The 14,391-nt window shown below is 69.1% G+C and carries 17 protein-coding genes and 1 tRNA gene; 9 read left to right on the forward strand and 9 right to left on the reverse strand.

Annotated elements, in window-relative coordinates; all coding sequences use genetic code 11:
* Positions 1–98: 98 nt before the first annotated feature.
* Together JRZ79_RS23125 and JRZ79_RS23130 are read left to right on the forward strand one after the other, a co-directional pair.
* A complete protein-coding gene (locus tag JRZ79_RS23125) occupies positions 99–899 on the forward strand; it encodes a hypothetical protein (RefSeq protein ID WP_205252256.1) in 801 nt (266 codons plus the stop codon).
* Positions 900–947: 48 nt separating this feature from the next.
* Complete coding sequence (locus JRZ79_RS23130; RefSeq protein WP_010903874.1) at positions 948–1,145, forward strand: hypothetical protein; 198 nt, start codon at positions 948–950, stop codon at positions 1,143–1,145.
* A gap of 26 nt (positions 1,146–1,171) precedes the next feature.
* Here JRZ79_RS23130 and JRZ79_RS23135 read toward each other — a convergent pair.
* The 3 genes from JRZ79_RS23135 to JRZ79_RS23140 form a co-directional block, all read right to left on the reverse strand.
* A tRNA-Lys gene (locus JRZ79_RS23135) sits at positions 1,172–1,245 on the reverse strand.
* A gap of 52 nt (positions 1,246–1,297) precedes the next feature.
* On the reverse strand, positions 1,298–1,429 hold the full coding sequence (locus JRZ79_RS26150; protein ID WP_267875139.1) for a hypothetical protein: 132 nt from the start codon (positions 1,427–1,429) through the stop codon (positions 1,298–1,300).
* Between the two features lie 57 nt (positions 1,430–1,486).
* Entirely contained in the window at positions 1,487–2,719 is a 1,233-nt protein-coding gene (locus JRZ79_RS23140) for an MBL fold metallo-hydrolase (RefSeq protein WP_205252257.1), read from the reverse strand.
* A 124-nt stretch (positions 2,720–2,843) separates the two neighbouring features.
* On the opposite strand from JRZ79_RS23140, the gene JRZ79_RS23145 reads away from it, so the two are divergent.
* From JRZ79_RS23145 to JRZ79_RS23160, 4 genes are all read left to right on the forward strand, one after another.
* On the forward strand, positions 2,844–4,313 hold the full coding sequence (locus tag JRZ79_RS23145; RefSeq protein WP_010903877.1) for an aldehyde dehydrogenase family protein: 1,470 nt from the start codon (positions 2,844–2,846) through the stop codon (positions 4,311–4,313).
* A gap of 171 nt (positions 4,314–4,484) precedes the next feature.
* Positions 4,485–4,883 carry a 30S ribosomal protein S6e gene (locus JRZ79_RS23150; RefSeq protein ID WP_205252258.1) on the forward strand — a complete coding sequence of 133 codons (399 nt, stop codon included), beginning with the start codon at positions 4,485–4,487 and terminating at the stop codon, positions 4,881–4,883.
* Positions 4,884–4,923: 40 nt separating this feature from the next.
* Positions 4,924–5,397, forward strand: coding sequence for a DUF5807 family protein (locus tag JRZ79_RS23155; protein WP_205252259.1), 474 nt, complete (start codon positions 4,924–4,926; stop codon positions 5,395–5,397).
* A gap of 6 nt (positions 5,398–5,403) precedes the next feature.
* Positions 5,404–6,315 (forward strand): carbohydrate kinase family protein, encoded by a 912-nt coding sequence (locus JRZ79_RS23160; protein ID WP_205252260.1) that lies wholly within the window; start codon positions 5,404–5,406, stop codon positions 6,313–6,315.
* On the opposite strand, the gene JRZ79_RS23165 is transcribed toward JRZ79_RS23160, so the two are convergent.
* The 3 genes from JRZ79_RS23165 to JRZ79_RS23175 are packed head-to-tail and all read right to left on the reverse strand — an operon-like array spanning position 6,312 to position 8,748.
* Positions 6,312–7,115: a BtpA/SgcQ family protein gene (locus JRZ79_RS23165; RefSeq protein WP_205252261.1), complete on the reverse strand. Its 804-nt coding sequence runs from the start codon at positions 7,113–7,115 to the stop codon at positions 6,312–6,314. The two genes, JRZ79_RS23160 and JRZ79_RS23165, sit on opposite strands and share 4 nt — an antisense overlap.
* Before the next feature lie 41 nt (positions 7,116–7,156).
* Positions 7,157–8,239: a hypothetical protein gene (locus JRZ79_RS23170; protein ID WP_010903882.1), complete on the reverse strand. Its 1,083-nt coding sequence runs from the start codon at positions 8,237–8,239 to the stop codon at positions 7,157–7,159.
* Between the two features lie 59 nt (positions 8,240–8,298).
* Positions 8,299–8,748: a universal stress protein gene (locus JRZ79_RS23175; RefSeq protein WP_012289521.1), complete on the reverse strand. Its 450-nt coding sequence runs from the start codon at positions 8,746–8,748 to the stop codon at positions 8,299–8,301.
* Positions 8,749–8,823: 75 nt separating this feature from the next.
* Here JRZ79_RS23175 and JRZ79_RS23180 point away from each other — a divergent pair, with 75 nt between their 5' ends.
* The gene (locus tag JRZ79_RS23180) at positions 8,824–9,267 is read left to right on the forward strand and encodes a universal stress protein (RefSeq protein WP_010903884.1); all 444 of its coding nucleotides are present in this window, start codon (positions 8,824–8,826) and stop codon (positions 9,265–9,267) included.
* Positions 9,268–9,281: 14 nt separating this feature from the next.
* Here JRZ79_RS23180 and JRZ79_RS23185 read toward each other — a convergent pair whose 3' ends face one another.
* Together JRZ79_RS23185 and JRZ79_RS23190 are read right to left on the reverse strand one after the other, a co-directional pair.
* On the reverse strand, positions 9,282–9,833 hold the full coding sequence (locus tag JRZ79_RS23185; RefSeq protein WP_010903885.1) for a GNAT family N-acetyltransferase: 552 nt from the start codon (positions 9,831–9,833) through the stop codon (positions 9,282–9,284).
* Positions 9,823–10,203, reverse strand: a complete 381-nt coding sequence (locus JRZ79_RS23190) for a universal stress protein (RefSeq protein WP_012289522.1) — start codon at positions 10,201–10,203, stop codon at positions 9,823–9,825. The genes JRZ79_RS23185 and JRZ79_RS23190 overlap by 11 nt, the downstream gene beginning before the upstream one ends.
* Before the next feature lie 99 nt (positions 10,204–10,302).
* Between JRZ79_RS23190 and JRZ79_RS23195 the strand changes: the two genes are divergently transcribed.
* Positions 10,303–10,923, forward strand: a complete 621-nt coding sequence (locus tag JRZ79_RS23195) for a DUF5806 family protein (RefSeq protein WP_010903887.1) — start codon at positions 10,303–10,305, stop codon at positions 10,921–10,923.
* On the opposite strand, the gene JRZ79_RS23200 is transcribed toward JRZ79_RS23195, so the two are convergent.
* Positions 10,920–11,435, reverse strand: a complete 516-nt coding sequence (locus tag JRZ79_RS23200; protein WP_205252262.1) for a hypothetical protein — start codon at positions 11,433–11,435, stop codon at positions 10,920–10,922. The genes JRZ79_RS23195 and JRZ79_RS23200 overlap by 4 nt on opposite strands.
* Before the next feature lie 102 nt (positions 11,436–11,537).
* Between JRZ79_RS23200 and JRZ79_RS23205 the strand changes: the two genes are divergently transcribed.
* Positions 11,538–14,369 (forward strand): ABC transporter ATP-binding protein, encoded by a 2,832-nt coding sequence (locus JRZ79_RS23205; RefSeq protein ID WP_205252263.1) that lies wholly within the window; start codon positions 11,538–11,540, stop codon positions 14,367–14,369.
* The last annotated feature ends 22 nt before the right edge of the window (positions 14,370–14,391 follow it).

A 14,391-nucleotide genomic window follows, 5' to 3' on the forward strand; every position in this document is an offset into this window, starting at 1 on the left:
TCGGGTGGCTGCACCCGGGGTGTTCGGCCCGCACGTGGGGTGGCTCGTTGTGGCCGCGGAAAGTAACGATTATACGCACCCCTCCCAAGGGTTCGAGTATGCAACGACGTGCTGCGGTGGTATCCGTCGCGATTTTCCTTGTGTTTGCGGTGGGGTCGTACACGTTACTTGGGGCGGCAGAGCAGCCGTCCGTGTCGCTGGATGATCCGGAGTACAGCATCACGCAGGGCGAGCAGCGCGTGATGTCGGGGACCGAGTACACGTTCTCGGAGGTGTCCGCGCAGTCCGCGACAGCGACGTGGGAGAACGAATCGGCGCGATACACGGAGACGTGGAGTGCAAACGATTCGGTGGCGGTGTCCGGGCAGAACTATACGGTGCGTGTGACGAACGCGTCCGTGGGGGCGTTCGAGCTGCGGGAGGTGCAGTCGGTCGATCGGCCGACCGTCGAGCGCAACGGGACCACGTACGTGATCGTGCCCGAGGGGGAGACGCAGACGCTCGTGCCCCGCGAGGAGTATCTCCCCGAGCAGGACGTCTTGGCGTTCAGCGTCGGTGACGCGGTCACCTACGATGGCAACGACAACGAGACCGCGGTGGCGTCGGTGTCGGAGTCAGCGGTAACCGTCGAGTGGTTCGCGCCGCGGACGAACGAGCTGGAGTTCGGCAGTGGCGAGACCACTGAGGTGCAGGACACCGAGTATACGGCGTACATCGAGTCGGGGTCCAGCGGCGAGCCTGTGCTCGAGTTGACGACCGATCACGAGGATTACGCGAGCGATGTGGAGGCACAGGAGTATTTCGCCGAGCGCATGGACGGACTGCGTGGGGTTACGATCTTCTCCGGCGCGGCCGCGGTGTTGCTGGTCATGTTCTCGTTCCTCCCGTCGCGGTACTGAGGGCGGCGATCCGTCAGGGTTAACCTAATCGGTGGTGACTGGGTCGGTATGAACGGCGCTGCAGACACGCTAGATGTTCTGGGAGTTAGTGTCGGGGCGTTCGTTGCGCTGGTTGGCGCAGCGACGCTCGTCGGGATGCCGTGGCAGTACGGTCCCGGTGGTGCGGTGACAGCGTTCCAGATCAGTGGGGCTGTCGCTGCGATCGCAGTTGGTGTGGGTGTGGCGTGGCTGACGCGCGCGAACTGAGTCGGTCACGGAGAACAGCGGTCGAACGGGCCGAGAGGGATTTGAACCCTCGACCGTCTGGTTAAAAGCCAGACGCTCTGCCGGGCTGAGCTATCGGCCCACGAGTACACGTGAGGGCATGGTGCGGTTAAACGTTTACCATCTGTGGCGGATCAGCGGTCGGGCTCGGTGGCGTCCGCTCGGTGGCCGGAGAGCCGTTCCCAGATCTCCGTGCAGCCAGCGCCGTCCTCGACGTCGTCGAGGTGCGCGCGTTCTTCGCTGGCGTCGTGTTGGTCGTCGGTCATGTCTGCGGGGTATGCGTGGCCGCAAGTTAAGCCTATGCTCGGCGTTCTTAGTGGTTGTCAGACCGGACAGGTGTCGTCCCGCTCGGGGGCACGTGCGGTGAACCCTGCGTCACGGAGGGCGTCCGCGAACGCCGCGCAGTCGTCGCCGTGGTTCACGAGCACGGTGGCGTCCCGGTAGTCGTCGAGGAAGGCGCGCAGGCCGGCGTGGTCGGCGTGCGCGGAGAAGTCGTACTGTTCGACCTGCGCGCTCACGGGCAGCACTCGGCCGTCGATCTCCGCGCGCCCCGAGTCGATAAGCGACCGCCCCGGGGTGCCGGCGACCTGATAGCCGGTCATCGCGATCTTGTTGACGGGGTTCGATCGGATCTCGGGGATGTACGTCATCGCGGGACCGCCAGACAGCATGCCGCTGGTCGTGACGATCGCAGCTTGCTGGTCGGCGATGCGTTTGCGTTGTCCGTCCCGGCCCGTCACGAACCTGGCGTGGGACTTCGCGCGCCGGAGCGCATCGCCGTCACGGACGAACCCGGGGTATTGGAGGAGCATCTCGGTGACTCGTTTCCCCATCCCGTCGACGTAACAGGGGATGTCGTGGGCGTCACAGACGAGCAGCAGCTCCTGGGTGCGTCCGATGGCGAACGCCGGGACGACGACCGTACCCCCCTCCCACAGCGTCGTCTTGACGCTCTCCGCGAACCGCGTCTCGACGCTGTCCCGGTCGTCGTGGGTCACGTCGCTGTACGTGCTTTCACAGACGACCACGTCGGCGTCGGGGCGTGCGGTCGTCCCCGAGACGAGGCGTTGATCGGTCGTGTGGAAATCCCCCGTGTAGAGCAGCCGGGTGTCGCCGTCGTCAACGAGGACGTGCGCGCTGCCCGGAACGTGGCCCGCGTTGTAGAACGTGACCTCGTAGCCTGCGGCGTCGAAGGGGACGCCGTACCCGTGGGTGCGGGAGACCTCCGTGACGCGCTTGATGTCGTTCTCGATGAACGGGCAGTGGTACGTTCCGCCGTGGAGCTTCAGGGTGTCGCGCGCGAGTGTGAGCGCGAGCTCGTACGTCGGTGGCGTCCAGTGGATCGGGGGCCTGTGCGTGCCGGAGAGCAGTGCGGGGATCGTGCCGACGTGGTCGAGGTGGCCGTGGCTCGCCACGACGGCGTCCGGCGTGGGTGTCGACACCGGGAACTGGGGTGGCGTGTCGGCCTTCATCCCGAAGTCAAGCAGGAGGGACTCGTCGACGAGCAGGGCACTCCGGCCGACTTCGCGTGCGCCGCCGAGGAACCGAAGGTCCATCGTAGGAGTGTATCGTCGGGCGCTGCTTGGGTGCGTCGGTGGGTCGAAGTGTGGTTCGCGCTTCAACACTCGGTATCCGCCGCGGGGCCAAGGGTTAGGGTGGCTCGTCCCCAATTACACGTTGATGTCCGACCTTGACTTCGGTGACGTCGACTGGAACGTACAGTACATCGACGGTGAGTACGTCCCGCCGGGAGATCGGGGGACGCTCGAAGTCGATGACCCATCGACACGCGAGCTGTTCACTGAGATCCCAGCCGGGACGACTGACGACGTCGACGCCGCCTACGAGGCCGCCGCGGACGCACAGACGGAGTGGGCTGACACGCCGCCCCAGGAGCGTGCGCGTATCGTTGCGGCGGCGAGCGAGATCCTCGCATCCCATCGCGACGAGGTCGTCGACCTGCTGGCGACGGAGTCCGGAACCACGTACACGAAGGGCGCGGCCGAATTCGAGGCGTCGGTCGGGATCACCGACGAGGCGGCGTCGTTCCCGACGCGGATGAACGGCGACCACAAGCAGTCCGTGGTCGAGGGCAAGGAGAACATCGTGGTGCGTGAGCCCCAGGGTGTTGTGGGGATCATCTCGCCGTGGAACTTCCCGCTGAACCTCTCGATCCGCGCGGTCGCGCCGGCGGTTGCGGCCGGCAACAGCGTCGTGCTCAAGCCGGCGTCGAACACGCCGGTGACCGGCGGCCTGCTCATCGCGAAGGTGTTCGAGGCTGCGGGGCTGCCCGAGGGCGTGTTCAACGTCGTCACGGGGAAGGGCAGCGAGATCGGTGACCGGATCGCCGGTCACCCCCACGCCGACGTGATCTCGTTCACTGGGTCGACCGCGATCGGCCGCCAGGTCGCCGCGACGGCGGGCGAGAACCTCGCGCTGCCGGCGATGGAGCTCGGCGGGAACAACGTCCACATCGTCACGGAGGACGCAGACCTCGACGACGCCGTGGACAGCGGGGTTTTCGGATCGTTCCTGCACTCCGGGCAGATCTGCATCTCGATCAACCGCCACGTCGTCCACGAGGACGTCTACGACGAGTACGTCGAGCGCCTCACGGAGCGTGCGGCCGCGTTGCCGACCGGGACGGCCCACGACGCCGACACGGTCGTTGGCCCGATCATCGACGAGAGCCAGCGCGATCAGATCCTGGACTACATCGAGCGGACCGTCGACGCGGGCGCGACGCTCGAGACCGGCGGGGACCACGACGGTCTCGTCGTCGAGCCGACCGTGCTCTCGGACGCCACCAACGACATGGCGGCGGCGTGCAACGAGCACTTCGGGCCGGTCGCGCCGGTGATCCCGTTCTCCGACGACGACGAAGCCGTGGAGATCGCAAACAGCACCGAGTACGGGCTTTCGGGCAGCGTGCACGCGGGCGACACCGGTCGGGCGCGTGACATCGCCGACCGCATCGACACCGGCATGATCCACATCAACGATCAGCCCGTCAACCAGGAGCCCCACCTTCCCTTCGGCGGGTACAAGAACTCCGGGCTCGGCCGGTACAACGGCGAGTACGTTCTCAACGAGTTCACCCAGGAGAAGTGGGTGAGCATTCAGCGCGAGACCCGCGACTACCCGTTCTAAGCTGCTCCGACGGGTGTCGTGGTGTCGTTTGCGCCGCCGCGGCGCGACACGACCGGTGCGTTTCACCGGCCGCTTCTCGGGGTGATCCCCCGGCAGTGTGTCTGAACCCCGTTAGCGTCGCTCCTGGGCGGCTTCGACGGGTTTTTGAATCACGCCGGACTGGTTGCACGCATGGCTACGTTCCAGGTCGCCGTCGCCGACCCCGAGTCGGGACGCACCTACCAATTCGAGGTTGACGGACAGGACGCGAACCGATTCATCGGTCGCGAGATCGGCGCTGCGGTTGATGGCGGTGCCGTCGGCCTCGACGGGTACACCGTCGAAATCACGGGCGGCAGCGACGACGCCGGCCGGCCGATGCGGGAGGACGTCGACGGCAGCGACCTCATGGAAGTCCTGCTGGAGGGGGGCGCTGGATTCAACCCCGACGAGGACGGCGAGCGCAAGCGCGTCACCGTCCGCGGGAAGGAGGTCTCGGAGGCTGTCGCGCAGCTCAACGTCGCGATCGACGAACACGGCGAGGAGCCTGTCGCGGAGCTGCTGGGCGCTGACGGCGACGACGACGAGTAACAACGCCACGCTTTTTCGCGGTCATCGTGTATCCTGGCGCGTGAGCGACTACGACGCCTATCTTGCGGGCGACCGCACCGACCACGTCGCGCTGTATCTCGCGGAGTCGTACGTGTCCGACGCTGAGACGCTGGCCGACCGCGCCGACGCCGAGCGCGTCGCCGACATCCGGGGCGCCCAGTCGGACACGCCGGGCGTCGTGCTCGTCGTCGACGGGGAGTCCGGCCGCAGCGTCTTCGAGACGCTGACCGGCATGCAGGCCATGGAGTTCGGATCGACAGCGATGCAGACGCCCGGTGACGTCGACGCCGCGCTCGTCGACGGGCGCTGTCCGAACGCCGTCGACGGGCCGGGTGAGGACCACACCGTTCAGTTCGTGTTCTCGTTCGCGGAGGCCCAGAACGAGGAGGTGGGTGGGCTCTACGCCGACGGCGACGTGATCCACGCGTACGCCTACTGTTCGTGTGGGACGGCGTACTCGGACAAGTGGCTCGCGGGAGCCCACGACCAGTAGGTCCGCATGGCCGCTGTTGTCGCCGTTGGAAGCGCGGTGCTCGATCGCGTGTACGGGCTGTCGAACCTCCCGGCTCCCGACGGCGGCGCGTTCGTCCAGGACTACACCGAGCGCGCGGGCGGTGTCGCTGCCAACGTCGCGTGCGCGCTTGCCGCCCTCGATCACGACGCCGCGGTGGTGTCCCGGGTCGGCCGCGACGACGCCGGGGATCGGGTGCGCGCGTCGCTGGCCGAGTGGGGCGTCGACGCCACCCGGGTTCGGCGCGGCGACGACGCCACGTCGTACGCGCTCGTGCTTCGTGGCCCGGAGGGCAATCGCATGATCGTCGCCGGTGGGGACGCCGTCCCGGGGGTGGCGCTCACGAGCAGCGATCGGGACGCCCTCCGGGCGGCCGACTGCGTGTTCACGAGCGCGTACGCGCCCGACGGCGTGGTCCGCGATCTCGTGGCGCTGCGCCGCAGTGGGGCGGTGTCGGCGCTGGCGTTCGACCTCGCGGGGCCACGCGCCGAACTCGACGGGCGCGGGGCGGCAGCCGACACCGTCGGCGCCGCTGCGGCGACGGCTGATCTGTTCGTTGCGAACGCGGGCGCCGCCGACTCCCATGTGGGCGTCGGCCCGGAGCGCGCGGCCAGTGAGTTCGCCGCCATGGGGGCGTCCCGGGTCGCTGTCACCGACGGGAGCGACGGGGCGTTTCTCGCGACGCCCGCGACCACCGCTCACGCGCCGGCCCGTGCCGTCGACGTGACCGACACGACCGGCGCCGGGGACGCGTTCACTGCGGCGCTGGTTCACGCGTGGGTCCTCGGCGACGCCGGCGTTCGTGACGCGGGCCGGATCGCCGCGGCAGCCGCCGCACAGAACTGCACCCGCGAGGGTGCGCGCGGTGGGCTGGCGTGCCCCAGCGACCTCCCGGATTAGCGGGCCGCGTCCACGAGCGCCCGGACGCGGTCGCCGTCGACGGGCGCGGTCGTCTCGCCGTTCTCCTTGAGCGCGGTGCCGACGATCGCGCCGTCGGCGAGGTCCAGCGTGGCGCCCACCGTCTCCTGGGTGACGCCGCTGCCGACGAAGACGGGGGCGTCGGCGTCCAGGCGGTCCCGCGCGTCGACGACCGCCTGGAGGTGGTCGTGGTCGGTGGCGTGGCCGGTGCCCGCGCCGCTGGCGATCACGCCGTCGGCGTGGCCGCGCTCCAGCAGCTCGGCGACACCCTCGCTCAGCGGGCGCTCGGCCAGCGCCGCGGAGTGTTTCACGTCGATGTCGGCGAGCATCGAGACCTCGGCGGCGTCCAGGCGGTCCCGGAGACGGACTGTTTCGGCGGCCTGGCCGCCCACGACGCCTTGATCGGTGAGTCGCGCGCCGGTGTGGACGTTCACGCGCACGAAGTCGGCGTCCGCGGCGGCGGCGATCGAGACCGCCGCTTCGGCGTCGTTGCGCAGCACGTTGACGCCGACCGGAACCTCGATCTCTCGGGTGATGTCACGGACGAGCGCCGCCATCGACGCCACGACGTGCTTCGGCACGTCGTCGGCGTAAAAGGGTGCGTCCCCGAAGTTCTCCACGAGGAGGGCGTCGACACCACCCGCTTCGAGGCGGCTGGCGTCCCGGAGCGCGGCGTCACGGATGGCTGGGCGGTTACCGTCGTCGTACCCGGGCGCGCCCGGCAGGGGGGAGAGGTGTACCATCCCCACGACGGGGGTGTCGGCGTCGAAGTCCAGACTCATGCCTGAGCGGACGGCGGCGGCGCCGAAAAACGCCCCGACAGCTACTCGGCGTCGGCCGGCTCGTCGGGGAGCGCGCGGAACGCGTCGAGAATGACCTGCTTTGCGGTCGTGCCCTGGCTCGTCCAGTGGGCCGCGTAGTCAAGCATGTCGTCGTAGATGTCGGGCTTGCAGCCCGCGGCCTTCGGGTGGCCGCCGCCGTTCACCTGCCCGGCGACCTCGTGGGCGCGCTCGAACGTCTCCGTGCCGCGGATGCTCGCGCTCCCGGAGGGTTTGACGACGACGGCGGCGTCAGCGCCCTGCTCGCGGAGCGCCTCGGCGACCTCGTTCTGCGAACACCGGCCGTACGTGACGCCGACGGTCCACTCGTCGATCTGCTTCATCGACGCGCGGTCGACCGCGCGCTCGATGAGTTCGTGTTTCTCCACGCGGCGCTGCTCGATGTACGCCAGCACGTCGTCGGGGAAGTCCGCGCCGTACTCCTGGATGGTGTCCATGTACTCGTCGGTGTCCGCCCAGTAGGAGTAGTCAGCGAGGTCGTCGCTGCGGTCGTCGTCTTTCAGCCAGAGGTCGTGATCGCGGGTGACTTCGGCGAGCTCGCGGAAGCGCTCGGGGATGTCGGCGTCGAGGCTGCGAACCGTGACGTCGGCGGTACATTCCTCCTCGGAGTCGCCGACCACGAGGTCGACGCCCGCGTCCCGGACGGCGGCCGCCGTCTCAGCGGTCCACTGGTGGTGGTCGAACCACCGCAGTTCGCTTGCGTGCTCGGTGGCGTCCGCGAGCTCGGTCTCGACGTACTCGAAACGGTCGGGGCAGACGTCGCAGACGAACAGCCGGCAGTCCTCGTTGCCGTACTCGACGGCACGCCGCAGCCCGTCCTCGATCTCGTGGGGGCCGGCGGGGATGAGCGCGGCGTCGCCGTAGACCTCCCGCAGGATGGCGGCGCACGCCAGGCCGTCGGCGTCGGGGTCCGCGACCACGATCACGTCGGCGCCCTCGACGCGCTCGCGGACCGCGTCGTCTTTCCGTGCCTCGTGGATGTCGTCGGGCACGAAAAACCCGCGTCCGGGGAGCAGGCTCTTGCGTTCCAGGGACAGGTCCTCGTCGTCGATGACCCAGTCTTCCATACACCAGCCTGGGGTGGGCTGGTGAAGAACCCCGCGGTTAGGGCGCGCTGTGGCGGCGATTACGCGGTCGTCTGCTCGGCGTCGGTGTCCGCCAGCTGCCGAACGGTCAACACCGGGACCGGGCAGGTGCGAACGACGCGCTCGGCCACGCTCCCGATGAGAAACCGGTTCTCGCCGTGCCGGCCCCGGGTGCCGGTTGCGACCGCGTCGGCGTCCACGTCGCGGGCGTACTGGCTGATCTCCGCGGGCGGCCGCCCCGCGCGGACGGCGGTCGTTACGGACACGTCGGCGCGGTCGGCAACCGCGCTGACGGCGTCCTTGCCGCGCTCTTCGAGGGCGTCCCGCATGTCCGTTCTGACCTCGTCGGGGGCCGACTCCACGTCGCTCGCCTCCAGCACGTAGAGCGCGTGGACGGCGGCGTCGAACCGCGCCGCCACGTCCAGGGCCACGTCGACAGCGCGCCCGACGCTCTCCGAGCCGTCGGTCGCGATGACAACCGTGTCTATCATGACCGTGTGTTTCCCGCGGGGCATCTTAAACCCTCACGCGGAGCGCTTTAGTACCCCGACGGCGCACGCTCACGTATGCCCCTCACCGTCGACACCGTGCTCGCCCCCGTTGATGGCACGGACGCCTCGGTCACAGCCGCCGAGTACGCTGTTACGGTCGCCGACCGGTACGACGCCGACGCTCACGCGTTGTACGTGCTCGGGGAGACGGTGACCCGCGCCATCGGAACCGGTGACGTCGCCGAAGACGACGTGGCTGCGGGCACGAACACGTTCCTCAACGAGATCGCAGCCCTCGCCCCGGACGGCGTCGCCGTCGACTCCTCGATCGCGTACGGCTTTTCGACCTCGCGCAAGCGCCAACACCCCGGCAGCGTGATCCTCGACGCGGCCGCAGACATCGACGCCGACTTCGTCGTGATCCCCCGCGAGGGGATGCGCGAGGAGACCGGGGACGTCCTAGAGCGGGCCGCCGAGTACGTCCTGTTGTACGCCAGCCAACCCGTGTTGTCCGTCTGAGCCGCCCCGACCGGCTACCCGGTGTCGTCGTTCAGCCGGATCGCCATCTCCATCTCGAAGCTCTCGGCGGACGCCGTCTCGAAGCCGACTTTCTCGTAGAGCGCGACCGCCGGCCGGTTCCAGCGCTCCACGCTCAGCCACACGAGCGCCGCGCCGCTCGCTTGCGCGTGCCCCAGCAGGGCGTTGATGAGCTCGGTTCCGATGCCGGCGCCCTGGTAGGTCTGGTGGACGAAGATCGCCAGCTCGTAGGTCGCGTCGTCGTCCGGGACGAGCGTGGCGTGACCCGCGATCTCCTCGCCGTGCCACGCCACCACGTCGAACCCGTCCTGCTCGAGGAGGCTGGCAACCCACTCCCGGATGCGCGACTCACCGACCGGCGGCACGCCCTGTGCGCGATCCTCCGGGTCGAAGTCGTCGTACATCGCGACGAGCGCGTCGATCTCCGCGTCGGCGTCGCCCGTGAACGCGTCCACGGTGATCTCGCGGCCGTCGCTGTCGGTGATCCGGAGCGGTGGTGTCGGGAACGAGCCGGCGGCGTCCTCCGGGTAGACGCGCTCACCCGGCATCGTCACGCACCAGCTTCACCGAGGTTCGGGAGTTCAACAACACGAACTCGGCGATGTGGCCGAGCTTGATCTTCCCCATCGGGCTCCGCTTCCCGCCGCCCAGCACGATCTGGTCGAAATCCTCCGATTCGGCCACCTCGACCAACGCACTCCCCGGATCGCCGGACAGCTCCCGCACGTCCGTCGGGAGCCCGGCGTCGGCCAGCGCCGCGGTCGCGGCGTCGACGAGCGCGCTTGGATCCCGGTTGCTCTCCGGGTTCGCGACCACACCGACGGTCAGCGAGTCCCCGGTGTCGACGGCCCGGCGCACGCTCTCTTCGAGCGCAACCAGCGAGTCGTCTGCACCCCCAATCCCGACCAGCACTTTCATATCGTGAGTGTCACCATCCCTCATCAAAAACGTTCGGCACTCCGACCGGTCGGTGACGGCGACACGTTTTTGCGCGAACCACAGCAAACCCGGACCAGTATGCCAGATCAGCGGCCGTCACCAGACGAGTGGGACGCCGAACCGGTGGCCGTGCCCGTCGACCACGGCGACGGCGAGTCCGACACCACGGAGCCGCCCGCCGACGTGCGGACCTACGACCGCTTCTCGAAGATGGACGGCGCGCAGTACGACCGCGTCAACGACTTCCTCCGGGAGCGCACGTATATCACCGCCCGCGAGTGGGCGATCGCGCGGCTGTGCGCGGACTTCCGCACGGAGACCGGCGTCGAGATGACGAAGATCGGACGCAACCTCCCGGACCTCGTGTCGTTCATGACCGACACGTACAGCCCGCAGGCGGTCAACCAGGCGCGCGCGTCCTTCGAGGAGAAAGTCGAGTTAGCGGGTGCGACGTTCCTCTACGGGGCGATGTGTGATTTCTTCACCGCGGACGAACTCGACGACCTGATGTACGAGGTGACGGAGGTCGCGAAATTCCTCCTGGAGGTCGAAGGCGTCGACCTCGCGGTCGACGACGAGCTCGCGGCCGAGGAGCGGATCTCGTCGGTGATGCGCGACGTGCGCGCGGCAAGCGATGCGCTCCGCCACGACGGCGTCGAGTGCCCGAACTGCGGGCACACGATCGAGCACGGTGGTTAGCCCCCGTCGGGGAGCAACAGCTCGGGGGCGTCGTGTGCGAACGTGAGGACGCGGCGCTCGTCGAGCGGGCGGACGTGGAGGCGCACGCTGCCCGCCGCCGAGCGCAGGTGTGTCGTGAACGACTCGTGTTCGGGTGGACTGTAGTAGGCGGGCACCAGGACGGCGGTCTCCGTGGCCGCCGCCTCCACGGCGGCGACGAAGAACACCGTGCCGCTGGTGTCCGCGCGGAACACGCGCGTGGTGTCGAAGCCGTCGGCGGCGTCGAATGCGGCCGCCACGGGCTCGAACTCGTTGTCCGGCACCAGCAACTCGATGCCGCCGCGCCCGGCGGCGTCGTCCGTGGGCGCGGAGACGTTGACATCGCCCGGGTGGAGTTCGTGGGCGCTCCAGCCACGATCGCGGTAGTCGTCGGCGATCGCGGCCATGTCGTCCATGAGCGCGTCCCAGTTTGATGGGGGGTCGGCTGCGGCCGACGGGGACGCGCCGGCGTCGCTGGTGTCGTGTGGTGGCATTGGCGGTGGGTCTGCGTGTGAGACGAAACCCCACACGCAAAACGCTTCCGTCTCGGTGTCTGGCGGAAGCTATATGCCTCCGCTTCACACAGTTGGCGGCCAATGAGTGACATCCTCTCTCTCTCGAATCTCCGCACCCAGTTCGACACCGACCGGGGCGCGGTGAAGGCCGTCGACGGGGTCGATCTGGACATCAGTGACGGGGAAACGGTCGGACTGGTCGGGGAGAGCGGCTCCGGGAAGAGCGTCACCGCGCTGTCCGCGATGCAACTCGTCGACGACCCCGGAGACGTTGTCGGCGGCGGGGTCACGATCACCGACCCCGACATCGCCGCCAGGGTGCTCGCGGCCCACGCGGACGCGGCCGCCACCTATCCGTTCGCCGTCGTGTCCGCGTGCCGCGAGCTCGCGGCCGATCTCTGTGGCGACGACGCCGTCGACGCGGCCCCACGCGAGCTCCGCGGGATCGCCGCCGACCTCGAAGCCGACCCCGGCGGCCTCGGTCCACGACTCCACGAGTTCGCCGACCGAATCGACGCCTCCGGCCCCGACGACGACACCAGGGCCATCGGCGACGAGTTGGACGCGGCCGTCCTGGACGCCCTCGATGGCTTCGTGTTCTTCACCGCCGCCACCGTCGACACCGACGATCCCGCCGTCGACGCCTCCGCGGACCCCCTGGACGTGCTCCGCGACCGGCCGGACGGCGCTGCGCACGTCCGACTCACGGATGCGCGCGTCGACCTCACTGCCGCCCCCGAGCGCGCCATGCGGGATCTCCGCGGCGGCGAGATGGGCATGATCTTCCAGGACCCGATGACGTCGCTGAACCCGTCGCTCACCGTCGGCGAACAGGTCGCCGAGAGCCTCCGCCTCCATCGCTACGGCGAACAGCCCACTGACTCGTGGCTGAACGGCCTCCGGGCGGCGATCTCGCGGGGCGACACCGACGAGCAAGTGGTCGCTGACGTCGTCGACGTGCTGGACGCGGTGGGCATCCCGGAGCCGGAGACGCGCCTCGACGAGTACCCCCACGAGTTCTCCGGCGGGATGCGCCAGCGCGTGCTCATCGCCATCGCGCTGGCGTGTCGCCCCCGGCTGCTCATCGCCGACGAACCCACGACCGCCCTCGACGTCACGATTCAGGCCCAGATCCTGGACCGCATCAGCGACCTCCAGGACGAGTTCGGGATGTCCGTGCTGTTCATCACCCACGACCTCGGCGTCGTCGCCGAGACGTGTGACCGCGTGGCCGTGATGTACGCCGGCGAGATCGTCGAAGAGGGGCCCGTCAAGGAGATCTTCCACAACCCAAGCCACCCCTACACGTACGCGCTCTTGGAGTCGATTCCCCGCGACGACGCCGACCGACTCCACCCCATCGAGGGGAACGTCCCGGATCTCATCGACCTGCCCTCGGGGTGTCACTTCGAGGCGCGGTGTCCGTGGGCCAGCGACGCCTGCGTCGGCGACGACATCCCGTACATGGAACACGGGCCCGACGACGTATCCCACCGGTCGAAATGCGTCGAGGAGTCGTTCGACACCGACGCCTACGGCGTGGACGACGGCGCCGTCACCGCGGCGTCGGCGTCGTTCGATGGGGAGCCGTTGCTGTCCTCGCGCGGGCTCGAAAAACATTTCTCGCGGGCGGACGGCTGGCTGGACTCGGTGCTGGGCGGCGACCAGGAGCCGGTGAAGGCCGTCGACGGGGTCGATCTCGACGTCTACGAGGGCGAAACGCTCGGGCTCGTCGGGGAGTCCGGCTGCGGGAAATCAACCACCGGGCGGTCGATCCTCCGGTTGGTGGAGCCCACCGACGGCAGGGTGGTGTTCGCCGGCGACGACGTCACCGACCTCGGCGACGACGAGCTGCGCGCGACGCGCACGGACATGCAGATGATCTTTCAGGATCCGCTGTCGTCGCTTGACCCACGCCAGTCGATCGGGGACACCATTCTCGAACCCCTCCAGATCCATGACCTCCCCGCGAACCCCGGCGCGCAGTCCACCCGGCAGGCGCGCCGCGACCGCGTGATCGATCTCATGGACGCCGTCGGTCTCGACCCGTCACAGTACGACCGGTATCCCCACGAACTCTCCGGGGGGCAGCGCCAGCGCGTCGGGATCGCTCGGGCACTGGCCGTCGACCCGGATTTCATCGTCGCCGACGAACCGGTGTCCGCGCTGGACGTCTCGGTGCAAGCACAGATCCTCAACCTCCTGGAGGACCTCCAAGACGAGTTCGATCTCACGTACCTGTTCATCGCCCACGACCTCTCGGTCGTGCGCCACATCTGCGACCGGATCGCCGTGATGTACCTGGGCAAGATCGTCGAAACGGCGCAGACGGCACAGCTGTTCTCGACCCCGAAACACCCGTACACGAAGTCGCTGCTCTCCTCGATTCCGGACCCGGACCCGCTGGCGACCACCGACGACCGCATCATCCTGGAGGGCGACGTGCCCAGTCCGATCGACCCGCCCTCGGGGTGCCGGTTCCGGACGCGGTGTCCGTCGGTGATCCCGCCCGCGGATCTCGACATCGAGCAGGACGCGTTCCGCGCGGTGATGGACTTCCGGGAGTCCGTCGCCGACCGCGACATCCCACTGGACGCGGTCTGGGCCGACGCCGCAGCGGCCTCGTCGCCCGACGGCGCGGCCGCCGGCGTGCCGTCCGATGGTGGGCGGGCGGCCGACCGCGCGGCGTTCGTGGACGCGCTCTGGGACCGCGAGTTCGATACGGAACCCAGTGGCGACGCCCGCGAGGTCGTCGCGACCGCGTTCGACGCGCTCGCCAGGGCCGACTGGGACGCCGCCGAGGACGCGCTCGCGGCCACCTTCGAGAGCCCCTGTGAACGCACTGAGCCGGGGCTCTCGGGCGACCAGCAGCCGGTCGCCTGCCATCTCTACGACGACGCGGGCTCGGCGTAACTCGCGGTCCGCTGTCGTCGGG

Origin of the sequence: Halobacterium sp. BOL4-2, from assembly GCF_016917835.2 — an archaeon.
Lineage (GTDB): Archaea > Halobacteriota > Halobacteria > Halobacteriales > Halobacteriaceae > Halobacterium > Halobacterium salinarum.